At 55.1% G+C, this 24075-nt stretch carries 20 protein-coding genes and 1 pseudogene; 14 read left to right on the forward strand and 7 right to left on the reverse strand.

The window, feature by feature from the left end:
• Positions 1-7: 7 nt before the first annotated feature.
• The 3 genes from GW579_RS02620 to purB are packed head-to-tail and all read right to left on the reverse strand — an operon-like array spanning position 8 to position 3088.
• Complete coding sequence (locus GW579_RS02620) at positions 8-1171, reverse strand: amidohydrolase (RefSeq protein WP_165057353.1); 1164 nt, start codon at positions 1169-1171, stop codon at positions 8-10.
• A gap of 10 nt (positions 1172-1181) precedes the next feature.
• Positions 1182-1709: a GNAT family N-acetyltransferase gene (locus GW579_RS02625; RefSeq protein ID WP_152326097.1), complete on the reverse strand. Its 528-nt coding sequence runs from the start codon at positions 1707-1709 to the stop codon at positions 1182-1184.
• A complete protein-coding gene (gene purB, locus GW579_RS02630) occupies positions 1706-3088 on the reverse strand; it encodes an adenylosuccinate lyase (RefSeq protein WP_152326098.1) in 1383 nt (460 codons plus the stop codon). The genes GW579_RS02625 and purB overlap by 4 nt, the downstream gene beginning before the upstream one ends.
• Positions 3089-3434: 346 nt before the next feature.
• Here purB and GW579_RS02635 point away from each other — a divergent pair, with 346 nt between their 5' ends.
• From GW579_RS02635 to GW579_RS02645, 3 genes are read left to right on the forward strand one after another with little or no spacing between them, the layout of a single operon-like run.
• Positions 3435-4514 (forward strand): iron-containing alcohol dehydrogenase, encoded by a 1080-nt coding sequence (locus GW579_RS02635; RefSeq protein ID WP_165057355.1) that lies wholly within the window; start codon positions 3435-3437, stop codon positions 4512-4514.
• A 9-nt stretch (positions 4515-4523) separates the two neighbouring features.
• The gene (locus GW579_RS02640) at positions 4524-5828 is read left to right on the forward strand and encodes an LLM class flavin-dependent oxidoreductase (protein WP_165057357.1); all 1305 of its coding nucleotides are present in this window, start codon (positions 4524-4526) and stop codon (positions 5826-5828) included.
• A 15-nt stretch (positions 5829-5843) separates the two neighbouring features.
• A complete protein-coding gene (locus tag GW579_RS02645; protein WP_152326101.1) occupies positions 5844-7055 on the forward strand; it encodes an aminotransferase class I/II-fold pyridoxal phosphate-dependent enzyme in 1212 nt (403 codons plus the stop codon).
• Positions 7056-7194: 139 nt separating this feature from the next.
• On the opposite strand, the gene GW579_RS02650 is transcribed toward GW579_RS02645, so the two are convergent.
• On the reverse strand, positions 7195-7368 hold the full coding sequence (locus GW579_RS02650) for a hypothetical protein (RefSeq protein WP_165057359.1): 174 nt from the start codon (positions 7366-7368) through the stop codon (positions 7195-7197).
• A 425-nt stretch (positions 7369-7793) separates the two neighbouring features.
• Here GW579_RS02650 and GW579_RS02655 point away from each other — a divergent pair, with 425 nt between their 5' ends.
• The 5 genes from GW579_RS02655 (at position 7794) to GW579_RS02675 (ending at position 12980) form a co-directional block, all read left to right on the forward strand.
• Entirely contained in the window at positions 7794-8897 is a 1104-nt protein-coding gene (locus tag GW579_RS02655) for an ABC transporter ATP-binding protein (protein WP_165057361.1), read from the forward strand.
• 64 nt (positions 8898-8961) lie between these two features.
• Positions 8962-10242, forward strand: coding sequence for an ABC transporter substrate-binding protein (locus GW579_RS02660; protein WP_165057363.1), 1281 nt, complete (start codon positions 8962-8964; stop codon positions 10240-10242).
• 9 nt (positions 10243-10251) lie between these two features.
• Positions 10252-11175: a carbohydrate ABC transporter permease gene (locus GW579_RS02665; protein WP_152326104.1), complete on the forward strand. Its 924-nt coding sequence runs from the start codon at positions 10252-10254 to the stop codon at positions 11173-11175.
• Complete coding sequence (locus GW579_RS02670; RefSeq protein ID WP_193333125.1) at positions 11172-12017, forward strand: carbohydrate ABC transporter permease; 846 nt, start codon at positions 11172-11174, stop codon at positions 12015-12017. Before GW579_RS02665 ends, GW579_RS02670 begins: the two co-directional genes overlap by 4 nt.
• A gap of 18 nt (positions 12018-12035) precedes the next feature.
• The gene (locus GW579_RS02675) at positions 12036-12980 is read left to right on the forward strand and encodes a metallophosphoesterase (RefSeq protein ID WP_165057365.1); all 945 of its coding nucleotides are present in this window, start codon (positions 12036-12038) and stop codon (positions 12978-12980) included.
• Positions 12981-13025: 45 nt separating this feature from the next.
• On the opposite strand, the gene GW579_RS02680 is transcribed toward GW579_RS02675, so the two are convergent.
• A complete protein-coding gene (locus GW579_RS02680) occupies positions 13026-14018 on the reverse strand; it encodes a 2-hydroxyacid dehydrogenase (RefSeq protein ID WP_165057367.1) in 993 nt (330 codons plus the stop codon).
• Positions 14019-14255: 237 nt separating this feature from the next.
• On the opposite strand from GW579_RS02680, the gene GW579_RS02685 reads away from it, so the two are divergent.
• From GW579_RS02685 to GW579_RS02695, 3 genes are read left to right on the forward strand one after another with little or no spacing between them, the layout of a single operon-like run.
• Positions 14256-16982, forward strand: a complete 2727-nt coding sequence (locus GW579_RS02685) for a YdbH family protein (protein ID WP_165057369.1) — start codon at positions 14256-14258, stop codon at positions 16980-16982.
• Positions 16979-17173, forward strand: coding sequence for a YnbE family lipoprotein (locus GW579_RS02690; RefSeq protein ID WP_152326108.1), 195 nt, complete (start codon positions 16979-16981; stop codon positions 17171-17173). Before GW579_RS02685 ends, GW579_RS02690 begins: the two co-directional genes overlap by 4 nt.
• A gap of 8 nt (positions 17174-17181) precedes the next feature.
• Positions 17182-17520 carry a YdbL family probable chaperone protein gene (locus tag GW579_RS02695; RefSeq protein ID WP_235937309.1) on the forward strand — a complete coding sequence of 113 codons (339 nt, stop codon included), beginning with the start codon at positions 17182-17184 and terminating at the stop codon, positions 17518-17520.
• A 125-nt stretch (positions 17521-17645) separates the two neighbouring features.
• On the opposite strand, the gene GW579_RS02700 is transcribed toward GW579_RS02695, so the two are convergent.
• Positions 17646-18263 (reverse strand): FMN-dependent NADH-azoreductase, encoded by a 618-nt coding sequence (locus GW579_RS02700; protein ID WP_152326109.1) that lies wholly within the window; start codon positions 18261-18263, stop codon positions 17646-17648.
• Positions 18264-18563: 300 nt separating this feature from the next.
• Between GW579_RS02700 and hrpA the strand changes: the two genes are divergently transcribed.
• The 3 genes from hrpA to GW579_RS02715 all read left to right on the forward strand — a co-directional run bounded on the left by hrpA (position 18564) and on the right by GW579_RS02715 (position 23489).
• Positions 18564-22457, forward strand: coding sequence for an ATP-dependent RNA helicase HrpA (gene hrpA, locus GW579_RS02705; RefSeq protein ID WP_165057371.1), 3894 nt, complete (start codon positions 18564-18566; stop codon positions 22455-22457).
• A gap of 229 nt (positions 22458-22686) precedes the next feature.
• On the forward strand, positions 22687-23154 hold the full coding sequence (locus GW579_RS02710; protein ID WP_165057373.1) for an STM2901 family protein: 468 nt from the start codon (positions 22687-22689) through the stop codon (positions 23152-23154).
• Positions 23154-23489, forward strand: a complete 336-nt coding sequence (locus GW579_RS02715) for a DUF1493 family protein (protein ID WP_165057375.1) — start codon at positions 23154-23156, stop codon at positions 23487-23489. Before GW579_RS02710 ends, GW579_RS02715 begins: the two co-directional genes overlap by 1 nt.
• Positions 23490-23515: 26 nt before the next feature.
• On the opposite strand, the pseudogene tssD reads toward GW579_RS02715, so the two are convergent.
• A pseudogene (tssD, locus tag GW579_RS02720) lies at positions 23516-23818 on the reverse strand (type VI secretion system tube protein TssD); the annotation flags it as partial.
• Positions 23819-24075 lie beyond the last annotated feature (257 nt).

A 24075-nucleotide genomic window follows, 5' to 3' on the forward strand; every position in this document is an offset into this window, starting at 1 on the left:
TCCTGTTTCAGGCCTGCGGGTTGAGATGTTCAAGGGCGTTAACGGCCAGCTGCGCGAGATAATGTGCGGTCGGGAAGAGCGCGCGGTCATCGACGCGAAATTCCGGGTGGTGCAGTGCGAACGGGCCGCCGGAGCCGATCATCAGGAATGCGCCGGGCAGTTTTTGCTGATAGAAGGCGAAATCTTCGCCAATCGGGCTGGCTTCCACGCGACGCGCTTCAAAGCCCGAACCGGCGGCCTGCGCCAGTGCAAAATCCACCCATTCAGCGGTATTCACCACCGACGGCGGGCCGGGCTGCCAGTCGAGTTCAATTTGCGTATCAAAGGCACTGGCGATGCCTTTGAGCACCTGACGTAAACGGCGTTCAATAAGCTCGCGGGTGTCCTGATTAAACGAACGCACCGTGCCTTCGAGCCAGGCAGAATCGGGGATCACGTTCCACGTACTTCCGCTGTGAACCTGCGTGACGGACACCACCGCGTTGTGATCTGACGGCACGTTGCGCGCAATCAGCGTCTGCAATGCGCCGATAATTTGCCCGGCAATAATAATCGGGTCATTGCCTTCATGCGGGCGGGCGGCGTGACTGCCGGTGCCTGAAATGGTGATGGCAAAACGGTCAACGCCTGCGGTGAGTGCGCCGTCTTTGCTGCCGATAATGCCGACCGGCAACGTCGGGTCGTTGTGAATGCCAAAGATGACGGCGGCGTCGTCGAGCGCGCCGGTTTCAATCAGCGCCGGTGCGCCGTGGCCGGTTTCTTCTGCTGCCTGGAATAAAATGCGCACGGTGCCAGCAAGCGTTTCCTCGCGTTCTTTGAGTAAAATCGCCGCGCCGAGCGCCGCCGAAGTGTGGAAATCATGGCCGCAGGCGTGCATGACGCCGGGGTTTTCCGAGGTGTATTCCACGCCCGATTTTTCTTCGATCGGCAGGGCATCAATATCCGAACGTAACACCACCCGCTTACCGGCTTTCTGGCCGCCAATTTCGGCCACCAGACCGGTTTTCAGCGGCAGATTCAGAACGCGGATCTGATGACTTTCCAGCACGGCTTTGATGCGCGCCGTGGTCTCGAATTCCTGATTGGAAAGCTCAGGATGGCGGTGCATGTTATGGCGAAAATCCTCAATGAATTTCGCCAGCGCCTGATGTTCCTGACCGGTATTCAACATGTAAAACTCCTTAAGCGGGCTGACGCGCCAGCCATCCGGCATGGCGTTCTTCGTCGAGGATCTTTTTCAGATACAGCGTGATATGGCCTTTGCCGAGGTCTCTTTCGAAGACCGGCTGAAAACCCAGTTTGATATACATTTCGCGCAGCCACGGATGGCTGGTAGCGGTGCCAAGCGAATACGCCGGGGCTTTGAGTTCGCCGATAAGAATGTGGTCTTCCAGCCATTCCAGCAGCCGTTTACCGAGATTCTGGCCTGTGTATTCCGGGTGCGTGCCGAACCAGCCAATATGCGGCAGACCCATCGGGCCCGGCAGGGTGCCCCACGGGAAACGCAAAGTGACCGAGGCTGCCATGCGCTGGCCGTCAAACAGGCCAAATACCGCATGTTCATCGAGATGTTTTGTCACCCGCGCCAGATCGGCGGTGGCCGCATCAAACTGAATGCCGAGGGCTTTAATCGGGGCGTATGCGGCCAGCATCAGCGACAGATATTCGTGCCTGTCGTCTGAACTGAGCCGCCGGAAATGTGGGGTCATATCGCAGGTTTCTCCGGAGATGATAAATGACCGGACTGTTCGGCGAAGCGGATCACGTCATCCACTTTTTGCGGCGCACAGCCGATGTAATTTGCCGGATCCAGCCAGTGGTCCAGATCTTCTTCTGAGATGCTGGCGGCCAGAACCGGGTGTGCTAAAAGCACGGTTTTAAAAGATAGACGGTTCTCGAACGCCTGCATAGCGCACTCGTAAACCAGATGATGCGCCGTCTGTTTGCCGAGTTTTTTACCGGCTTCAAACATGACCTTTTCCGACAGCAGCAGGCCGTCCTGCATCTGCAAATTCGCCAGCATGCGGGCTTTATTGACCGTCAGGCCGGATAAAATAGCGCGGGCATTTTGCAGCTGGGCAGAAAGGTAAATCGAGATTTCCGGCAGGGCGATCCACTCCGCGCGCCAGCTCATGGCATCGCGTTCGTGCTCGACGTGCATCGACTGATAAATCAGCGACGCGCTGTGTAAAAGCGGGGCGGTCAGGCTGGCTAAGCCTTCGATGGCGGCCGGGTTACGTTTATGCGGCATGGTGGTCGAGCCGATTTTCCCCGCGCTGAACGGTTCTTCGACTTCATTAATTTCGGTGCGCATCAGGTTATAAAGTTCGTTGCCGATTTTGCCCAGCGTGCCGCTGATGAGCACCGCCGTGCTGGCGTATTCGGAAAAACGGTCGCGCGCTGCCTGCCAGCCGATATTCGGCGTATTCAGGTTCAGGCGTGCCAGCGTGCGGCGTTCGACTTCCGGGCCTGCTTCGCCGAGCGCGGCATATGTGCTGATCGCGCCGCTGAGATTGCCGGTCAGCAGACGCGGCGTGATGGCCTGAAGGCGGTCGAGATGGCGGATAAATTCATCCAGCCAGACGGCGACTTTAAAGCCGAACGTGGTCGGCAGCGCCTGCATTCCGTGGGTTCGGCCCGCCATCAGGGTGTACTGATGCTCACGCGCCAGATTTTTCAGCACGTCCGCCAGCGCGGTGGCGTCACGCACGATCACTTTCATTGTCCGGGCGAGCTGTAAAACCGTGGCGGTATCGACGATATCCTGCGTGGTCGCGCCGTAATGAATGTATTCCCCGGCATCGCCGCACTGTTTTTGCAGCGCCGTCAGCACCGGCATCAGCGAATGTTTCATCTGCGCACCGGACGCGGCGATGTCGTCAATATTCAGCTGGCTGGGGTCGGCCAGTTCCGCTATCGACAGTGCTGCCTGTTGCGGGATCACCCCGAGTTCGCCTTCGGCTAATGCCAGCGCCACTTCGACATTTATTTGCTGCGTCAGACGATTTTTCTCTGACCAGATTTCCCGCATTTCCGGTGTGCCAAAATTATTGCCAAGTAAAAGAAAATCAATCGGATGTGAGGCCATAATAATCTCTGTTTTTCTGAGGGTTAATTAATGAGTTTGGCAAAAACAATAATAAATACCGGGATAATACTGTTGCCGATATTTCTGTTTTTGTTTATTAAATTAACCCTTTACAGCGCTATCATTTCTTTGATCCAGCACAGGATGCAAGGGTTTTTGATGCTATAGCTAAAATTCATCTATTCTATTGCGAATTAGTGAATAAGGATCCGCAATCAGAACTTTGTTTATTATTTCAATTCTCGTACGATGTTTATATAACGACTTAATATATCCAATATCCGAATTCCTGTTTATTACGGGCAGGCAGTTTATTCAATTACTGACCAGAGAATAGGGCATCATCGTGTTCGCTATAAAATCACCGCAAACCTATCACCATCAGCCGGGGCTGCGTGCCCGCACCGGCGAACTTCTTGCCGTTCACTCGAATGAAATCGCCATTATCACCAGCCCGAAAGCCTGGCAGTCGGTGAATCCGCAGCTGGAAAACAGCCTGCGTGAGGCGGGGATCCGCTGGCAGGTGAATTTCCTGACCACCGGATGCACCGATGCCGCGATTGAAACGCATCTCAACGCCGTGCGGGCACAAAACGCCACGCTGGTGCTGGGTATCGGCGGCGGACGCGTGCTGGACTGCGCGAAAGCCATCGCGAATCTGATTGATGACATTGTGCTGGTGACGCTGCCGACGGTGGCCGCCACCTGCGCCGCCTGGTCGCCGGTCAGCATTATTTACAACGCGCACGGCGGGCACGTCCGCAGCCAGCCGTTATCGCGTATGCCGCTGATGGTGCTGGTCGACAGCGAAGTCATCGCGCAAAACGACGTCCGTTATCTGAAAGCGGGCATCGTGGACGCACTGGCGAAGTGGTACGAATTCCGGCCGTATAAACAGAAAAGCGACGACAGCCTGGCGCTGAATCTCAAAATTCAGGCGGCAAAACTGGCGGTGGAAACCTTTGAGAAATACGGGGCGCAGGCGGTGCTTGATAACGCCCGCCATGAAGTGACACCGGCGCTGATTAAAGTGATCGACGCCAATATCGCGGCGGCGGGCATGGCAAACAGCATGCGCGATGAAACGCCTGCACCGGGCGTGGCGCACGCCATTCACAACCGTTTTACCCATCAGCCTGAACTGCACGACTGGCTGCACGGCGAGAAGGTCGGTCTCGGCCTGCTGGTGCAGTCGCTGATGGAAAGTGACAACGGCGAACCGGAGCCGGAACTGCTGGCGCTGCTGCGGCAGTACGATGCGCCGCTGGCGCTGCCGGAATTCAACGGTAACCGCGATGAAATCCTTTCATCTATTGCCCGTGAAGTGAAGTTCTCCGCCGAAAACGCGGCGCGCCTGCCGTTTTCCATGGCCGCTGAACACATCGAAAAAGCCCTGCGGGCGACAGAAAATCAACATTATTCTTAGGAACATTTCATGACTTCTTCTTCAGAAAACACCAGAAAGCTGCGCCTCGGCCTGTTTGTTCAACCGCTCGGGCATCACGTCAGCGGCTGGCGTTTAACCGGACAGCTCGGTTCGCCCACGGACGTTGAATGGCTGACGTGGATCGCCAAAAAAGCCGAAGAAGGCAAGTTCGATATGTTTTTCATCGGTGACGCGCTGGCGACCAGCGTTTACCGCCTGCCTTCTACTATGGCGCGCCTCGAGCCGCTGACGTTGCTGGCGGCGCTGGCAGTGCAGACCCGTCATATCGGGCTGGCGGCAACGGCCTCTACCACGTTTACCGATCCGTTTAATCTGGCGCGCAGCTTTTCGTCGCTGGATCACATCAGTCATGGCCGTGCGGCGTGGAACGTGGTGACATCGTTTTCCACCGACGTGGCGCGCAATTTCAGTCGTGAAGATATGCCGATGCACGCCGAGCGTTACGCCGTCGCGCACGAGTTTCTCGACGTGGCGTTTAAGCTGTGGGAAGGCTGGCAGGAAGGCGCCGTCGCGCCGGACAAAGACAGCGGCCAGTATTTCGTGAATGAAAAAATTCAGCCGGTTAATCATCGCGGGAAATATTTCCAGGTGCAGGGGCCGCTGAATATCACCCGTTCACCGCAGGGACGTCCGGTGATTATCGAGGCCGGTTCTTCCGCTGACGGCCAGAAGCTGGCGGCCGCCACCGCCGAAGTGGTGTTTACCGCCGCCGCGACGCTGGAAGAAGCGCAGACGTTTTACCGTTCGCAGAAACAGCAGGTGAAAGACGCAGGGCGCAATCCGGATCATGTGCTGATCCTGCCCGGTGTGATGCCGATCGTGGGGCGCACGCGGGAAGAAGCGCGTGAAACCTGGCGTGAACTCAACTCGCTGGTGGATATCGATAACGGCATTCGTCAGCTTTCGACCCGCTTTAATATGGATCTCAGCCAGTTCCCGCTCGACGGCCCGGTGCCGGATGTGCCTGCCGGAGAAGGCAATCAGAGCCGTGTGAAACTGCTGACCGATCTGGCCTACCGCGAAAATCTGACCCTGCGTGAACTGGCCGCGATTGCTGCCGGTTCACGCGGACACCGCGTGCTGGTGGGAACCGCCGAAGATATCGCCGATGATTTCCAGCACTGGCTGGAGCAGGGCGGCGCGGACGGTTTCAATATTATGCCAGCCATCATGCCGGAGCAGCTTTCGCTGTTTGTCGAGCGGGTGATCCCGGAATTACGCCGTCGCGGGTTGTTCCGCGAAGAGTATGAATTCAGCACATTGCGCGAAAACCTGGGTTTACCCGCGCTCTGATATAAGGATAACGGTATGACGATTTCGTTGTCACAGCGCGTGCAACGCGTTTCGCTTTCGGCCAACGCGGCGGCAAAGCAGCGCACTAATGATCTGAAAAAGGCCGGTGTCGATATTCTGGATCTCACCACCGGTGAACCGGATTTCGATACGCCGGAGCACATTAAGCAGGCGGCGTATGAGGCGATTGCACGCGGGGAGACCAAATACACGCCAACGCCCGGGATACGTGCACTGCGAGAGGCGGTGCAGCGAAAATTGCAGCAGGAAAACCGCCTGGAATTTGGCATTGATAATCTGATGATTGCCAACGGCGCGAAGCAGGTCATTTTCAACGCGTTTGCGGCGACGTTAAACGACGGCGATGAAGTGATTGTGCCGGTGCCGTACTGGCCGACGTTCCCGGACAGCGTGCGTTTTAACGGCGGCACGCCGGTGTTTGTGGAATGCCATCTGGAGCAGGGTTATAAACTTTCGCCGGAGCAACTGGCGGCCAGCATTACGCCGCGTACGCGCTGGCTGGTGCTCAATCATCCGGGGAATCCGAGCGGTGCGGTGTATTCAGCGCAAGAATTACAGGCGCTGGCCGTTGTGCTGCGTGCACATCCGCAGGTGCGGGTTATGCTCGATGATTTATACGAACACATTCTGTTTGATGGCCGCGAACACCGTAATTTGCTGAACGTGGCAGGCGATTTTCAGGCACGCAGTTTGCTGGTCGGTGGTGTGTCTAAAACCTACGCCATGACCGGCTGGCGTATCGGTTTCGGTGCCGGGCCAAAAGATCTGATCACCGCGATGACCGTGGTGCAGTCGCAAATCAGTTCGGGCGCGAGTTCTGTCAGCCAGGCCGCGGCGCTGGCGGCGTACACCGGCGGGCTGGATTTCCTCGCGCCACAGGTGGCGGCCTATCAGCAGCGGCGCGATGACATCACGGGCATCCTTTCCGGCGTTGACGGGCTGGAACTGATACAGCCGCAGGGCGGTTTCTTCGTCTTCTGCCGCTGTGCGGGGCTGATCGGGCGTTACCGCCCTGGCGGCGCGAAAATCGAAAACGAAGCCGATGTGATGGACTATCTGCTGGAAAACGGCGTTTCCGGTGTGGGGGGCAGTGCGTACGGCTTGTCGCCATACTTCCGGCTGTCGATTGCCACAGACAACGCCACGGTGATTGAGGCCGGGCGGCGTATAGCGGCAGCGTGCGGACGGTTAAGCCCGGTGCTTTAGCCCGGTAAACCTGTGGGTTGGTGCCCGTACGGGGGTTACGTCAGGTTTAAGTTTAAGTTCAAGTTCAAGGTCGTGGGCGTCGGCCCACACCGACTTGGGGGCGGCATATCGCCGCCGCCCCCAAGACCCCCGGGCTCTTTCACTGCGCGCTATCGCTGGCTGGCCATGTTTCAGCCGCCACCGTTATTGCCGCGAAAACTTGCCGCTGCGCGGTACCTTCATTTCGGTCTTCGAGCCTTTCGGTCTCGAAACACTCATTCAGCAAGCTTTCTGAAAGCGGCTGGAGGCTTTTCAATTCAAAATCAGCCTGCATAAATCTTCCGAATTACATAGCCTCTGGCCGCTTTCAAAACGACGTTGAGTGAGTGGTGAGAAACGGCGAGAGTCTGTTTTCGAGCAGGTTCGAGCCCGAAGCGAAAGTACCGCGCAGCGGCGACGTTTGCGGCAATAGCCGGAGTTGCTGAAACATACTTTACAAGCGATAGCGCGCAGTTAAAAAGACGCGGAGATTCAAAAGAGGGGCCGTCTGGCCTCTCTTTTGTCGGTTTCGGCGCAGTGAGTTAAGTGATCACCGCAATTGAGAAACCGAAATTTTCTCCTTCAAGCCATCAATGCAATTGAGAAACCGAAACTTTCTCGATCCCGCCATCAATGCAATTGAAAAAAACCACATTTCATAAAAGCGTCACTTAACCCCGCTAGGTTATGCCCATCACCGGTCAGAGACGGGCAACGGACATGAGTTATTTATCACTCCATCACATACACAAAACCTGGGGCAACAAAGTTGCGCTCAATGACATCAGTTTTGATGTGGAAGAGGGCGAATTTATTGCGCTGCTGGGCCCTTCCGGCTGCGGAAAATCCACCATGCTGCGCACGATTGCCGGGCTGGAATCGGCCGACAGCGGAGCGATTTATTTCCAGCAATCCGACGTCACCGCGCTGACGCCGTCACAACGTAAGTTGTCGATGGTGTTTCAGTCTTATGCCTTATTTCCACACATGAGCGTGCGGGAAAATCTGCTGTTCGGGCTGCGGGCGCGTGGCGAAGATAAGCGGCAATTTGCTTCGCGGCTGGCGGATGTCAGCCGGCTGATGGAGCTGGAGCCGCTGCTGGACAGATTACCTGCGCAGCTTTCCGGCGGACAGCAACAGCGCGTAGCGCTCGGGCGGGCGGTGATCGCCAATAACCGGCTGTGCCTGATGGATGAGCCACTGTCCAATCTCGACGCCAAACTGCGCCAGAGTATGCGCCGCGAAATCCGGGCGATTCAGAAAAAACTCGGTCTGACGATGGTGTACGTCACCCACGATCAGACCGAAGCGATGAGCATGGCTGACAAAATCATTCTGCTAAACGACGGGCGCATCGAACAGCACGATACGCCGGACAATCTCTACAACAACCCGGAAAGCATTTTTGCGGCACAATTTATCGGTGCGCCGCCGATGAATATCCTGCCGCTGACGCGTCGCGGTGAACATCATTATCTCGCCACTATGCCGGTTTCGGTGGTGGAAATGCCGGGTGACGCCTCGCTCAGCCTGGGGCTGCGCGCCGAAGATATTCAGCTGACCGACGCCACGCAGGCCGGGCTGACGGCGCAGGTGATCAGCCACGAATATATGGGTGCCGATACGCTGGTGGTATGTTCCATCGCCGGTGCCGCAGAGCCGCTGACCGTAAAAGTGGCCGGTATGAAACGTTTTGCCGAGGGCCAGCCGGTCGGGCTGCAATGGCTGTCCAGCGCACAATATTTTTTTTTCACGACGGGCGGAAAGCGCTGTTATGACGCGGAGGAATTTTGTTTGCCCTCCGGCCAGAGAGTCGCCGTCTGACGGCCATTTATCGTCGTGAATTCATTTTTCTACACTTACAACAACACTTGCCGAAGGGAAAATCATGTCACTTATTCATCGTTTTTCACGCCTTGCTACCGCTGTTTTGCTGATCACCGGAACCTCTGCTTTTGCGGCGGAGCCGGTGAAATTGCAGATGTACTACCCGATTGCCGTGGGCGGAAAAATCAGCCATACGGTCGACACGCTGGTGGAAGATTTTCAGAAAACGCACCCGGATATCAGTATTCAACCGGTGTATACCGGGGATTATGCAACGACGGTAACGAAAGCGCTGACGGCGTTTCGCGGAGGCAACGCGCCGCAAATGGCGGTGATCGGTGACATTGAGGCCTATTCACTGATTGATGCGGGCGCGATCGTGCCGGTGAGCGATCTCGCTAATGACGCGGAAGGGAAAAAGTGGATCGACGGCTTCTATCCGGCCTTTATCCGTCACATTCAGGACAAAGTCTGGAGCATTCCGTTCCAGCGTTCGACGGTGGTGTTGTACTGGAATAAACAGGCGTTTGAGAAAGCGGGTCTGAACGGCGACACACCTCCGGCCAACTGGCAGCAGGTGGTGGATTTCGGTAAAAAACTGGTGGTGCGTGACGGCAACGACGTCAAACAGTGGGGCATCGAAATCCCTTCTACGCCAAACGGTTACTGGAATTTTCAGGGCATCGCCGCCACTAACGGCAGCCATCTGGATAACGGCAAAGGCACCGCCGTCACGTTTGACACGCCAGCCAACGTGGAAGCGCTGCAATGGCTGACGGATCTGGCGCAGAAAGACGCGGTTTCCCCGAAAGGCGCGATTGCCTGGGGCACCACGCCGCAGGATTTCATCGACGGCAAAACGGCCATGATGGTGACCACCACCGGTAACCTGACGACGGTGCGTGACAACGCCAAATTCCCGTTCGGCGTAGCGATGTTGCCGGAGAAAACCCAGCGCGGCAGCCCGACCGGCGGCGGCAATCTGTATGTGTTCAAAAACGCGACGCCTGAGCAGCAGAAAGCGGCGATGGAGTTTATCCGCTGGGTTTCCGCCCCGGAACAGGCGGCGCGCTGGAGCATCGCGACCGGTTATGTTGCGACGTCGCCTGCCGCGTGGGAAACGCCGGTGATGCAGGATTACGTGAAACAGGTTCCGCAGGCACTGGTGGCGCGTGAGCAGCTGAAATATTCACAGCCGGAACTCTCGACATACAACAGCGTGCAGATTCAGGAGCTGATGAACCATGCGATTGAAGCGGCGGTGACGCAGGCGAAAACGCCAGCCGATGCGCTCAGTTCTGCACAAAAACAGGCGGACCGTCTGTTGAAACCGTATCAGTAAGGCTCGCGGATGAGCATTCCTCACAGCACGCTTCACGCTGTTGCACCGGCAGCCCGCACACGCGGGTTGTCTTTGCAGATTTACGGCTATCTGCTGATTTTGCCCGCGCTCGGTTTTTTGCTGTTGTTTACCCATTATCCGGCGCTGGCAACGATTTGGGAAAGCGTATTCAGCGCAGCACGCAACGGGCATCCGGCGCAGTTTGTCGGGCTGGATAACTACCGTGCGCTGCTTGATGACGACACCTTTATGTTGTCGCTGCGCAACAACCTGCTTTATGCGGTGATCACCATTCCGCTGTCGGTCGCGCTCGCGCTGATGATGGCGCTGGCGGTCAACCGCCGTTTGCGCGGTAACGCGATGGTCCGCGCAGCGTTTTTCATCCCTTCTTTATTACCGATGGTGGCGATCGCCAACCTCTGGCTGTTTTTCTATACGCCGCAACTCGGGTTGCTTAACAAACTGATGGCGCTGTTTTCGCTGCCCGCCGTTAACTGGCTCGGTGAACCGGGTACCGCGCTTTACAGCCTGATGGTGGTTTCCGTCTGGCGCGAAGCCGGGTTCTTTATGATTTTTTATCTCGCGGCGTTGCAGCAAATCGATCCGCGTCTGGCTGAGGCGGCCGAAATAGAAGGGGCGTCGCGCCGCTACTTTTTCCGCCGCGTGCAGTGGCCGCTGCTGATGCCGACCACGCTGTTTATTCTGATCAATGCGTCGATGAACGCCTTCCGCATCGTGGATCAGGTGATTGCGATGACCAACGGCGGGCCGAATAACAGCACCAGTCTGCTGCTGTTCTATATCTACCGCACCGCGTTCAGCTACTGGGATTTGCCGTACGCCTCGGCGATGACCGTGGTGTTGCTGGCGATTCTTGCCACGATTGCGCTGATCAAATTCAATCTGCTGGATAAAAGGACGCACTATCAATGAGCAGCCTGACGATGACGTTAACGCCGGTGCGGACGTTTTCCGCAGGCCGCCTGTGCCTGAATATTGCCATCTGGCTGGCGGCGTTTTTGTGGTTTTTGCCGGTGCTGGTGTCGGTCTGGGTCGCGATTCATCCGGCATCTGAACAGGGGAGTTTTTCCCTGTTTGCACCGCTGACGTTGCAGAATTTTATCAACGCCTGGCAAGCCGCGCCGTTCGGGCGCTATTTTCTCAATACCACGCTGCTGGTGCTGATGATTGTGGTGTGCCAGCTGATTTTAGCGACGCTGGCTGCCTACGCGCTGGTACGGTTTAAACTTAAAGGCGCGGGGATCATTTTTGCGCTGGTACTGTTGCAACTGATGATCAGCCCCGACGTTCTGATCCTCAACAACTACAAAACGATTGGCGCGTTCGGCCTGCGCGATAGCCTCCTCGGGATAGCGCTACCGTATTTCGCCTCGGCGTTTGCCATTTTCCTGTTGCGCCAGACGTTCCGCAGCATTCCGCTGGTGCTCGAAGAAGCCGCGATTGTGGAAGGGGCCAGCCGTTTTTACATTCTGCGCAAAATCTATATCCCGCTGGCGAAACCGGTGTACGTGGCATTTGCGCTGGTGTCGGTAAGCTTTCACTGGAACGATTTCCTCTGGCCGCTGGTCATTACCGATTCCGTAAAAGTGCGGCCGATTACCGTCGGGCTTCAGCTGTTTTCCGCGCCGGAACAGGGCGTGCAGTGGGCGCTGATCGGCGCGGCAACGCTGATGACGGTGCTGCCGTTATTGGCCTTATTCCTTATTTTTCAACGTCAGTTCGTTCAATCTTTCATGCGGGCTGGGATTCGTTAAGAACAACCGGAGCATCTTATGACCGTCATCACCTCATCCCCTTTGTTATCGCAAGCGCAGGAACGGGCTCTGGGCAACGTGAGTGCTTTGTATCAGCTGCCGGATATGCATGACGCGGCGGTTTCAGGCGTCAGGCTGCGTTTCGGGCTGATTGCGGATCCGCAATATGCCGATGCCGATGTACAAAAAGAGCGTCATTACCGCAACAGCCTGAATAAACTGGCGACCGCGATTAATGAGCTGAATGATTTAAAGCTCGATTTCGTGGTTACGCTGGGCGACCTGGTGGATCGCGACTGGAGCAGTTATCAGGCGGTGCTGGCGCGCTACGAAGCGTTGCGCCATCCGCACGCCGTGCTCATTGGTAACCACGATGCGCAGGTGATTTCCCAACATCTGGCGGCGCAGTCTCCAGCGCTGGGGTTGCCGAAAAGCTACTACCAGTTCAGCCTGCCGGGCTACCGTTTTCTGGTCATTGACGGCAACGACGTCAGTTTGTACTGCAATCATGCCAACGGCGAAGACCGTCAGCTGGCAGAATTTATGCTCGATGAACTGACCGAATGCCAGCAGTCGCAGGCGCAGCCGTGGAATGGCGCGGTAGGGCGTAAACAGCTGGAATGGATTGAGCTAAACCTGAAACAGGCGCGTGCGCAGGGCGAAACGGTGCTGGTGTTCGGCCATTACCCGCTGACGCCGGTGAACACGCATAACCTGTGGAACTGCGAAACGCTGGTGGAATTGCTGTGCCGCTATAACGTGCGCGCGTATTTCGCCGGGCACGATCACCGCGGGGGCTATGACCGGGTGGAAAACACCGATTTTATTACGCTCAAAGGCATGGTGGACGGGGAAAGCAGCCTGCCATTTTCATCCGTCACGCTGAGCGGCGACGTTCTGACAATCACAGGATACGGGCCAGAGGTGAGCAGGGTGTTGAGCCGCCAGGTTGAGTCTCTGTAACAAGCAAAAAGCCCGCCGTAGCGGGCTTTGAACATCATGACAGGGCTACGCCGTCAGCAGGTTCGGGCAGTTCTGCCCTTTGATCAGCTGATCGATGTTCATCAGCGTGGTTTCAGAAATGCTGGTCAGCGCGTCACTGGTCAGGAATGCCTGATGGCCGGTGAACAGCACGTTGTGGCATGAAGACAGGCGGCGGAAAACGTCGTCGAGGATGACTTCGTTTGAGTTGTCCTCGAAGAACAAATCGCGCTCGTTTTCATACACGTCCATACCCAGCGCGCCGATTTTTTGTTTTTTCAGCGCGTCAATGGCGGCCGTTGCATCCAGCAAAGCGCCGCGGCTGGTGTTCACGATCATCACGCCGTCTTTCATTTTGGCAAAGGACTGAGCGTTAAGCAGATGATGGTTTTCCGGCGTCAGCGGGCAGTGCAGGGAAATGACGTCGGATTCTGCGTAAAGCGTATCCAGATCGACATATTCTGCGCCCAGCTCCAGTGCCAGCGGGCTTGGATACGGGTCAAAAGCCAGAATCCGCATTCCAAAACCTTTCAGAATCCGCATTGTTGCCACGCCGATTTTACCGGTGCCGATGATACCGGCGGTGCGCTGGTACATATTAAAACCAATCAGCCCTTCGAGTGAGAAGTTGGCTTCGCGGGTGCGCTGATAAGCACGGTGAATGTGGCGGTTAAGACACATCATCATGCCGACGGTGTGTTCTGCGACGGCTTCCGGTGAATAGGCCGGAACGCGCACAACGGAAATGCCCAGTTCTTTCGCCGCCTCAAGATCGACGTTGTTAAAGCCCGCGCAGCGCAGCGCCAGCGTTTTTATCCCCAGAGAAGCCAGTTCCTGCAACACTTCACGGCTGCCGTCATCATTGACGAAAATACAGACGGCATCTGCACCGGCTGCGGTTTTTGCAGTTTGCGGGGACAGCAGAAAATCGAAAAATTCCAGTTCATAGCCGTAATGTTCATTGACCAGTTCCAGATATTTCCGGTCGTAATTTTTAGTACTGTAGACAGCCACTTTCATGGTGTTTCTCCGCAGTGAGTTTGAATCTCTGACGAAACCGTTTCCGACTGTTTTATAAGGAATAAACATTTTCAGAAACAATTCGCAATATGCCACCAAACTAACAGAGCATCGGGGTGCCGACAATTTTTCCTGTGCTATTTGGGTGCCGGATACTGGTATTTCAACCATCAGTTGTTACGCTAATTATGATATCTTGCGGGCGGTCAGACGATTAAGTGCAAAACAAGGCAAGTCATGAGGAACGGACTGAAGAGAAGCGCGCAAATTATCCTGAGTATAGTGGTGATTCTCGCGCTGCTGATGTGGGGGTTATGGAAAACGGTGCCGCGCTGGCTGCCGCCGGTTGCCAGCCACTGGCTCCCGAAAGGAACACAACTGACGCTCAGCGGTGCGCCGCACTGGTCGGACGGCGTATTGCAATTGCCGGGGCTGCGTTATTCCGCCGGTGAATGCGCGCTGGCGACTGCGGAAAATGCACGCCTGAGCAAAGAAGGCGGGCACTGGGCGCTCAATATTGATGCGCTGAAAGTCGATACCGCCTGTCTGGCGCAACTGCCAAAAAGTGACGCCTCAACGCCGCTTTCCGTGGCGGATTTACAACATCTGCTGCCCGACGGGCGCGTCAACGTGACGCAACTTTCCGTTACGCCCTGGCAGCGTTATGCGGGGCAAGTTCAGCTCAGCAGCGAAGGCGGCGTACAGCATCTGACCGTGAGCGGCGACGCGCTGAAACTCGACGCCGTACTCGGTGCCGACCGTACGCTGGCGATCCATTCGTTTAGCCTGATCCCGCCCGGCAGCGAACAACCTGTCACGCTCAGCGGCAAACTTCTTCTGCCCGCCACGTTCGATCAGCTGCCGGAATCCGGCGAGCTTCATGCAGAAATTCAAACCGCGCAGGTTCCTTCTCCGCTGGACATTCTTCTCAGCTGGCAGACAACGGAAGGCGAACTGACGCTGACGGAAAAAGGCAGCGATAAGCCGCTGGCGATTCTGCCGTGGAAACTCAACGGTAATGCATTGCAGATTTCGCAAGGGCAGTGGCGCTGGCCGTATGCCGCGCAGCCGCTGGCCGGTGGCGTTAACCTGACGCTCAGCGACTGGTCACCGGCGTTTGATCAGACCAATATCACTGCACGTCTTAACGTGCTGACGCAGGGCCACAACGGTAAAGCTAACGTAGTGCTGAGTATGGGGCCGGGGCGCATCGGGCTGCTCGACAGCCATTTAGGTTTCCGGCTGACCGGGCAGGCAAATTTGCAGGCGACGTCTCTGAGCGCCTCATTGCCCGGCGAACTGAGCGGTTCCGTGCTGAACCCGACGCTTTTACTGCGCAGTGGTTCGCTGCTGCGCGCCTGGGGAAAACCGACGCCGGAGCTGACCATCAGCGACGCGCGCTGGCCGCTGGCGGGTGTGAAAGTGTCGGCGCAGGGCGTGAGCGGGCCGTTGCAGGCGATTCTGAAAGCCAGCCACCGTTTCTGGGGGAAATTCGATCTGCACCTCAGCGGTAAATCGCAGGAATTCTGGCCGGACGCCGGGCAGTGGGATTTCAACTACTGGGGTAACGGGCATCTGCCTCCGCTCAGCGGTCGCTGGGATATGTCCGGCAAAGGGCAATGGCACGATAACCGGATCAGCATTAACAGCCTTTCGACCGGTTTCGACCGTCTGCACTACGGCCTGGTCGACGTGGAAGCGCCGCGCCTGACGCTGGATAAACCCCTGGTCTGGCTGCGCTCACCGGCTGCGCGATTCAAACCGCAATATCCTGATTTACCGACAGTATTCAAAGGCGACATCAAACTGGTGGCGAAGAAAATTGCGCTCACCAACGGCGGTTATCTGCCGCCTGCAACGCTGGTATTGCAGCTCAGCGGCGACAGCCCGGATCGTTTTGGCATGCGCGGTATGCTGGACGCCAGACCGATTGGCCCGATCCGGCTGACCGGACGCTGGGATGGCGAGCGTCTGCGCGGAGAGGCCTGGTGGCCGAAGCAGCAACTGACGTCTTTCCAGACACTGCTGACGCCAGATCTCAACATCAAACTGCGCGATGGGAGTTTCTACGCGCAGTCGGCGTTTTCCGCCGCACGGGGTCAGGGTTTTGTCGCCGGTGGTCACTGGGTGGTGAAAAATGGCGGGCTGTGGATGAAAGATGGCGACCTGAGCGGACTGGATTTCAGTCTGCCGTACCGTTTGCAGGATTCCATCTGGCAGCTCGGCGTGAAAAAGCCCGTCACTCTGCGTATTGGCGAGGTTAATAATCTGGTGGCGATGAAAAATATCACCGCCGATTTACAGGGTCATTATCCGTGGAGCGAAGACAAACCGCTGACGCTCACCAATCTGGGCGTGGATATGCTGCGCGGGCATCTGAGCCTGTCGGCGCTGAGAATGCCGCAACACGATGCGGCGGTACTGAAACTGGAAAAAATCAATCTCAGCGAGCTGTTTACGGCGCTGAAACCCAAACAACTGGCTATGTCCGGCGTGATTTACGGCGAACTGCCGCTGTTTGTTGAGAATCCAAAATGGATCATTCAGAACGGGTGGATCAAAAATGACGGCGGCCTGACGTTGCGTCTGGATCCGCAATTTGCCGATGCAATGGCCAGCGGTAATTTTGCCAATAAAATGGTGGTGAGTCTGTTGCGTTACATGGAAATCAGCCGTTCCGACGCGCAGGTTAGCCTCGATAATCTGGGCATGCTGACGATGGCGGCGAAAGTCGACGGCGTGAACTACACCGATACGACTCACGGCGGCGATAAGGAAAAGCGAGAAATCGTGCTCAATTACACCCATCAGGAAAACATTTACCAGCTGTGGCGCAGTTTGCGTTTTGGCGACAACCTTCAGGACTGGCTGCAACAGGAGGTGTCATTGCCTGCTGATGCGCTGTCGAAAGGTCCGGTTTCTGCCGGACAGAAAAAGGAACAAACAGTGAGGAAGGAACAATGAAACTGCGACTCGTCGGGCCATCTCTGGCGCTCAGCGTGATGATGCTCAGCGGCTGTGTTCCGCGCATCGAGCTGGCGGCGCCGAAAGAGCCGATCACGATAAACATGAACGTTAAAATCGAGCATGAAATTCATATCAAAGTTGATAAGGATGTCGAGAACCTGCTGAAAAATCAAAGCGATTTGTTCTAGGAGCCTGTATGTCCGGAGTATTGTTCAAAAGATTCAGCCTGATGATCCTGGCCAGCGGTTTACTGTTTTGCAGCCAGGCTTTTGCGTTAACGCTCAATGAAGCCAAACAGCAGGGGCGCGTGGGCGAAACGCTTTCCGGCTATCTGGCGCCCGTGAAGCAGGATGCAGAAAGCGTCGCGCTGGCGGCAAAAATCAACGATGCGCGCAAACAGCAATATCAGCAGGTGGCGCAGGATAATAACGTCAGCACCGACGACGTCGCCAGGCTCGCCGGGCAAAAACTGGTCGCCAGAGCCGCATCAGGCGAGTACGTGCGCGGCATTAACGGGAAGTGGTTGCAGAAGTAAAAGCAGGGCAGACGTGGCCCGAAAAAAAGCGCGCCTTTCGGCGCGCAAGTGTTTTATCACAACCTCATCTGAGCGGGTCTGAAAGATTCTAAAATGAATGATGGCTCAGATTGTGATAACAGATGTTATGCAGCAGCCAGTTCTTTGATAGCTGCATCGATCGCTGCTTTCGCGTCGGTTTGTGCTTTAGTCGCCACTTCCGGACCGTAAGCAATACCTTCCGCGTAAACGAATTCTACGTCGCTCATGCCCAGGAAGCCCAGGAACAGAGACAGGTAAGGGGCAACCAGATCGCTTGCGGTGTCTTTATGGATGCCACCACGGCTGGTCAGAACGATAACGCGTTTGCCTTTCACCAGACCTTCAGGGCCTTTCTCGGTGTATTTGAAGGTCACGCCAGCACGAGCAACCAGGTCAAAATAGTTTTTCAGCTGAGTAGGGATGTTGAAGTTGTACATCGGTGCAGCGATAACGATCACGTCATGCGCTTGCAGTTCTTCAATCAGGGTGTTGGACAGTGCCAGTGCTTCTTCCTGACGTGGAGTCAGTGGAGCGTCGGATGGACGCAGTGCGCCAACCAGCTCGCCGTCAAGAACAGGGATCGGGTCAGCAGCCAGGTCACGAACAGTTACGGTAGAACCGCTGTTAGCGGCCTGATACTGTGCAACCAGGTAATCGGCCAGTTGGTTAGACTGAGAGAAGTTAGCCAGAATGCTTGATTTCAGAACGAGTACTTTGCTCATTATTGAGTTCCTTAACTGTGTGAACATAGGGGAGCAGATTTTTTAACCTGAACCTCCCCGGAATGGAACTTACTTTATTCACAAAGCTTATTCAGTGATAGCGCAATATTTCGAGACCTCCGTTCAGTATTTTTGAACAAGACACGAAAGGCTTAAAACGTCGAACTTTCTTCATCCTCAATAGCTTGTGTTAACATATTGGCAAACAGGCTCGTATGAACCCGCCTCACATCATTTCTACTTCAGATGACGGATGCTTTGCTCATTCAGTCCGCTGACTTGCAACAAGGAATATCGAACGTGAAATCACCGCTCGCGGCATTATCAGCGCAGTTAGACGGGCTGATGCTACGTGACCGGCAACGCCTGCAACGTCGTTTGCAGGGTGCCAAAAAGACTTTTGATCAGAACACCAACCCTCAGGCCGTTGAAGCATTAACGGCTGAGCTTCAGAACGCCATTTCCGAAAGCCTGAAGAAAGTCACTGCCCGTGAAGCGTCGCGGCCAAAAATCAGCTATCCGGAAAATCTGCCGGTCAGCCAGAAAAAAGATGACATCTTTAAAGCCATCCGTGACCACCAGGTGGTGATTGTCGCCGGTGAGACCGGTTCCGGTAAAACCACGCAGATCCCGAAAATCTGTATGGAACTCGGGCGCGGTATTAAAGGTGTTATCGGGCATACGCAGCCACGCCGTCTGGCGGCGCGTACTGTCGCCAACCGCATCGCCGATGAGCTGGATACCACGCCCGGCAATACCGTCGGTTATAAAGTTCGTTTTAATGATCAGGTCAGCGATAACACGCTGGTGAAGCTGATGACCGACGGCATTCTGCTGGCGGAGATCCAGCAGGATCGTATGCTGATGCAGTACGACACGCTGATCATCGATGAAGCGCACGAACGCAGTCTGAACATCGACTTTATACTCGGTTATCTGCGCCAGTTGCTGCCGAAACGTCCGGATCTGAAAGTCATTATTACGTCTGCGACTATCGATCCGCAGCGGTTCTCCCGTCACTTTAATAACGCGCCGATCATTGAAGTTTCCGGCCGTACTTATCCGGTTGACGTGCGTTATCGCCCGATTGTGGATGATGCGGACGACGTTGACCGCGACCAGTTGCAGGCGATTTTCGATGCTGTGGATGAACTGGGTCGCGAAAGCATGGGCGATATCCTGATCTTCATGAGCGGTGAACGGGAAATTCGTGATACCGCCGATGCGCTGAACCGCCTGGACTTGCCGCATACCGAGATCTTGCCGTTGTACGCACGGCTGTCGAACAGCGAACAGAACCGCGTGTTCCAGTCACACGCCGGCCGCCGTATCGTGCTGGCGACCAACGTCGCGGAAACCTCGCTGACCGTGCCGGGCATCAAATATGTGATTGACCCTGGCACCGCGCGTATCAGCCGTTACAGTTTCCGTACCAAAGTGCAGCGCCTGCCGATTGAGCCGGTTTCGCAGGCGTCGGCCAACCAGCGTAAAGGCCGTTGCGGACGCGTTTCCGAAGGTATCTGTATCCGTCTGTATTCGGAGCAGGATTTCCTGTCGCGCCCTGAATTTACCGATCCTGAAATTCTGCGTACCAACTTGGCCTCCGTTATTTTGCAAATGACGTCGCTGGGGCTGGGCGATATCGCGGCATTCCCGTTTGTGGAAGCGCCAGACAAACGTAATATTCAGGACGGCGTGCGCCTGCTCGAAGAGCTGAACGCCATCAATAATGCGGTCGATGGCCGTTACTCGCTGACGCCGCTGGGCCGCCAGCTGGCGCAGTTACCGGTCGATCCGCGTCTGGCGCGCATGGTGCTGGAAGCGCAGAAAAATGGCTGCGTGCGTGAAGTGATGATCATCACCGCCGCGCTGTCGATCCAGGATCCGCGTGAGCGTCCGATGGATAAACAGCAGGCGTCTGATGAAAAACATCGCCGTTTTGCGGATAAAGATTCTGATTTCCTGGCGTTCGTGAATTTGTGGGATCACCTGAAAGTGCAGCAAAAAGAGCTGTCTTCGGCGCAGTTCCGCAAGCTTTGCCGCAGTGACTTCCTCAACTATCTGCGCGTGCGTGAGTGGCAGGATATTTACACTCAGCTGCGTCAGGTGGTGAAAGAACTCGGGCTGCCGGTGAACAGTGAACCGGCGGAATACCGCGAGGTGCATTGCGCATTGCTGACCGGTTTGCTGTCGCATATCGGGCAGAAAGACGCGGATAAACAGGAATATACCGGCGCGCGTAACGCCCGTTTCGCGGTCTTCCCGGGTTCCGGTTTATTCAAAAAACCGCCGAAATGGGTGATGGTGGCTGAACTGGTCGAAACCAGCCGCCTGTGGGGGCGTATCGCCGCCCGCATTGAGCCGGAATGGATTGAGCCTCTGGCGCAACATCTGGCGAAAAGCAGTTACAGCGAACCGCACTGGGAAAAAGCGCAGGGCGCGGTGATGGCGACGGAAAAAGTCACGCTGTACGGTCTGCCGGTGGTGGCCGCGCGCCGGGTGAATTACGGCACGATTGATCCGGTGGTCTCGCGCGAGCTGTTTATCCGCCATGCGCTGGTAGAAGGCGACTGGCAGACGCGTCATGCGTTTTTCCGTGCCAATTTGCGTCTGCGTACCGAAGTCGAAGAACTGGAACACAAATCACGTCGCCGCGATATTCTGGTCGATGACGAGACGCTGTTCCTGTTCTACGAGCAGCGTATCGGGCAGGAAGTGGTGTCGGCGAAGCACTTCGATACGTGGTGGAAAAAGCAGCCGCAGGACAGCCTGAACTTCGAAAAAAGCATGCTGATCAAAGAGGGCGCGGGCAACATCAGCGCTCACGATTACCCGAACTTCTGGCATCAGGGCAATCTCAAGCTGCGCGTGACCTATCAGTTTGAGCCGGGCACTGACGCTGATGGGGTCACGGTGCATATCCCGTTGCCGCTGCTCAATCAGGTGAACGAGGAAGGTTTTGACTGGCAGATCCCCGGCATTCGCCGCGAGCTGATTATGGCGCTGATCAAGTCATTACCTAAACCGGTTCGCCGCAATTTTGTGCCTGCGCCAAATTATGCCGATGCGCTGCTCGGACGCATCAAACCGTTCGAAATGCCGCTGCTTGATGCGATGGAAAAAGAGCTGCGCAAGATGAGCGGGGTGACCATCGACCGTGAAGACTGGCATCTGGATCAGGTACCCGATCATCTCAAAATGACGTTCCGCATTGTTGATGAGAAAAACAAAACGCTGCGCGAAAGCAAGGATCTGACAGCGCTGAAGTCTGGCCTGAAAGAGCAGGTACAGCAGACGCTGTCTGCTGTAGCGGATGATGGCATTGAGCAGCGTGATTTGCATGTCTGGAGTTTCGGCACGCTGCCGGAACGCTACGAGCAAAAGCGCGGCGGTTATGAAGTGAAAGCGTATCCGGCGATTGTCGATGAGAAAGACAGCGTCGCGATCCGCCTGTTTGACAGCGAACTGGAACAGCAACAGGCGATGCTCACCGGATTGCGGCGTTTGCTGCTGCTGAATATCCCGTCGCCGGTGAAATACCTGCATGAAAAGCTGCCGAACAAAGCCAAGCTGGGGCTGTATTTCAACCCTTATGGCAAAGTGCTGGATCTGATTGACGACTGTATTTCCTGCGGTATCGATAAACTGATCGCGGAATCCGGCGGGCTGGTGTGGCGTGAGGAAGATTTCGCGAAGCTCCACGAACATGTGCGCGCTAATCTCAATGACACCGTGGTGCAAATCGCGATTCAGGTTGAGCAGATCCTGACGACGGTCTTTAACATCAATAAACGGCTGAAAGGGCGGATTGATATCACGATGGCGCTGGCGCTTTCTGATATTAAAGCGCAGATGTCCGGCCTGATTTATCGCGGGTTCGTCACGCAAAACGGCTGGAAACGGCTGCCGGATACGTTGCGCTATTTGCAGGCTATCGAGCGGCGGATGGACAAGCTGGCGATGGATGCTCACCGCGACCGCGCGCAGATGCTGAAAGTCGAAAATATCCAGCAGCAGTGGCAGCAATGGCTGAACAAATTGCCGCCGGTTCGTCAGCAAAGCGAGGATGTGAAGGAAGTCCGCTGGATGATTGAAGAACTTCGCGTCAGCTATTTTGCCCAACAGTTGGGCACGCCGTACCCGATTTCAGATAAACGAATCTTGCAGACGATGGAACAGTTAGTCGGTAATTAATTGTATTTATTGACTTTAAAATTACCGGTTTTCCCTTAGTGGCACTCTGGGGCTGATGCCTCATAGTGCCATTTTTGCATCGAGTAGTTTGACCTTCGCATTATCATTTCATTCATCGCTGTTTTTGCAGTCTCTTGATGAGCCAGACATGGAGACGTTCATTCGATTTATTGAAAGTGGTTTAAGCGCGGCGTATTCTTAAACCCTTCTAATCAAATGGATATTGAGAATGGATACTACCGAAGAGTTGAGTGGAACTTATTTCTACCATGGTCATGCGAATGTAACTGCTCAGGAATTATTCTTGCTCATCTACGTCGAACGGTTATCAGAACACCTTGGTTTAGATGTAACCACGACAGCGATGATTTTAGGTGGCCAGCCATGGATTCCTGTATCGGGGAAACTTTCCGCGATAAACAACACACCTGGAACAAGCGTTGTATCTAAGCTGGCACGCGCCTTACTTAAAGAGAAAAGAATACCTTTCGGTTTAAGACTCTCAGCTCCTATGGGAAAAGGAGCAAAAATAAAACTTGTTCCAACTAGCAAGATGGCTCCTTTTATTGGTCGCTGGATTCCGTGGTTGGGATACGCGCAGATTGTCATCATGCTTGAAATGGTTGGCAGGAGTACCAGAAACAAATACAACCTCATCGCAAGACCTGAACACCGAATCGCATGGACGTATTTCTAATGGACGAGAGGGATTTTGAAACGGAAATTTGTGAATATCTGACCAAGCATTATGGTTTCAGAAAGAGCTGGCGTGACCCTGAAATTGTTCCTGTTCAAAAACACTGGGGCATAAACGAAGGGGAATTTAACTTACTTCCTGAAGACGCCGAAGACATGCTTTTGGACGTTTTCACTAAGTACAGCGTCGATTATTTAGATTTTGACATGCTAAATTATTACGAAGCGGAGAGAGCCTTTTGGCAAAAGAAACTGCCACAACGAGAGTTAAAACCGCTAACTGTCGAAATGATTATTGAAGCTGTTAAAGTTGGGCGATGGTTTTACGATGATTAAAGAAAGGGACTTTCGTCCCTCTCAAACTAAGCTGTCTGACGGTCATTCCATGAATCGGCAAAGATGATATTGCCGTCGTTATGCTTCCACGTGATTTTCTCATACCGCAGTTCTACGGTTTCCAGATGGTTATCCTGAGGGTTATCGCTGGCGGCCATTGCCGGAGAAATCGAAACTATCCGCACTTTCCCCAAAAGCATGTTGAAATATTCCACTTCCTGACCGGCATCATTAATGCGGTACCACTTAATCTCAGCTGATTCGAGGTTCTGGCCTGTTGCCACAGCCTTGTAAATATAAGGGCTTGAGCAGTCGAAAATTTCCTTGAGTTTATGAAAATTTGAATAAACGTACGCCCGGAGATATGAGAGAGCAATGAATCGAATGCTGGGGAGGATATTTCAGAAGTTTATTATTGCTTGCCAGCCATGATTGAAAGCGAGGTTCCGGCGGATAAAATAGGGACACTCCGGAAGCATGAAAAGGGACATCCAAAATTGCAGACAATGGAACAGCGGGTCGGAAATTATGGGATTCGGAATGCAACCCTGGTGAAAAGCTTAAAATTTCTGCTAATTTTGAAACG

The organism is Rahnella contaminans (assembly GCF_011065485.1).
Lineage (GTDB): Bacteria > Pseudomonadota > Gammaproteobacteria > Enterobacterales > Enterobacteriaceae > Rahnella > Rahnella contaminans.

Bases quoted from the DNA above. Each gene is read 5' to 3' on its own strand.
- GW579_RS02620 (WP_165057353.1), bottom strand. From the start codon at position 1,171: ATGTTGAATACCGGTCAGGAACATCAGGCGCTGGCGAAATTCATTGAG.
- GW579_RS02625 (WP_152326097.1), bottom strand. From the start codon at position 1,709: ATGACCCCACATTTCCGGCGGCTCAGTTCAGACGACAGGCACGAATAT.
- purB (WP_152326098.1), bottom strand. From the start codon at position 3,088: ATGGCCTCACATCCGATTGATTTTCTTTTACTTGGCAATAATTTTGGC.
- GW579_RS02640 (WP_165057357.1), top strand. From the start codon at position 4,524: ATGACTTCTTCTTCAGAAAACACCAGAAAGCTGCGCCTCGGCCTGTTT.
- GW579_RS02645 (WP_152326101.1), top strand. From the start codon at position 5,844: ATGACGATTTCGTTGTCACAGCGCGTGCAACGCGTTTCGCTTTCGGCC.
- GW579_RS02650 (WP_165057359.1), bottom strand. From the start codon at position 7,368: ATGCAGGCTGATTTTGAATTGAAAAGCCTCCAGCCGCTTTCAGAAAGC.
- GW579_RS02655 (WP_165057361.1), top strand. From the start codon at position 7,794: ATGAGTTATTTATCACTCCATCACATACACAAAACCTGGGGCAACAAA.
- GW579_RS02660 (WP_165057363.1), top strand. From the start codon at position 8,962: ATGTCACTTATTCATCGTTTTTCACGCCTTGCTACCGCTGTTTTGCTG.
- GW579_RS02665 (WP_152326104.1), top strand. From the start codon at position 10,252: ATGAGCATTCCTCACAGCACGCTTCACGCTGTTGCACCGGCAGCCCGC.
- GW579_RS02670 (WP_193333125.1), top strand. From the start codon at position 11,172: ATGAGCAGCCTGACGATGACGTTAACGCCGGTGCGGACGTTTTCCGCA.
- GW579_RS02675 (WP_165057365.1), top strand. From the start codon at position 12,036: ATGACCGTCATCACCTCATCCCCTTTGTTATCGCAAGCGCAGGAACGG.
- GW579_RS02680 (WP_165057367.1), bottom strand. From the start codon at position 14,018: ATGAAAGTGGCTGTCTACAGTACTAAAAATTACGACCGGAAATATCTG.
- GW579_RS02685 (WP_165057369.1), top strand. From the start codon at position 14,256: ATGAGGAACGGACTGAAGAGAAGCGCGCAAATTATCCTGAGTATAGTG.
- GW579_RS02690 (WP_152326108.1), top strand. From the start codon at position 16,979: ATGAAACTGCGACTCGTCGGGCCATCTCTGGCGCTCAGCGTGATGATG.
- GW579_RS02695 (WP_235937309.1), top strand. From the start codon at position 17,182: ATGTCCGGAGTATTGTTCAAAAGATTCAGCCTGATGATCCTGGCCAGC.
- GW579_RS02700 (WP_152326109.1), bottom strand. From the start codon at position 18,263: ATGAGCAAAGTACTCGTTCTGAAATCAAGCATTCTGGCTAACTTCTCT.
- GW579_RS02710 (WP_165057373.1), top strand. From the start codon at position 22,687: ATGGATACTACCGAAGAGTTGAGTGGAACTTATTTCTACCATGGTCAT.
- GW579_RS02715 (WP_165057375.1), top strand. From the start codon at position 23,154: ATGGACGAGAGGGATTTTGAAACGGAAATTTGTGAATATCTGACCAAG.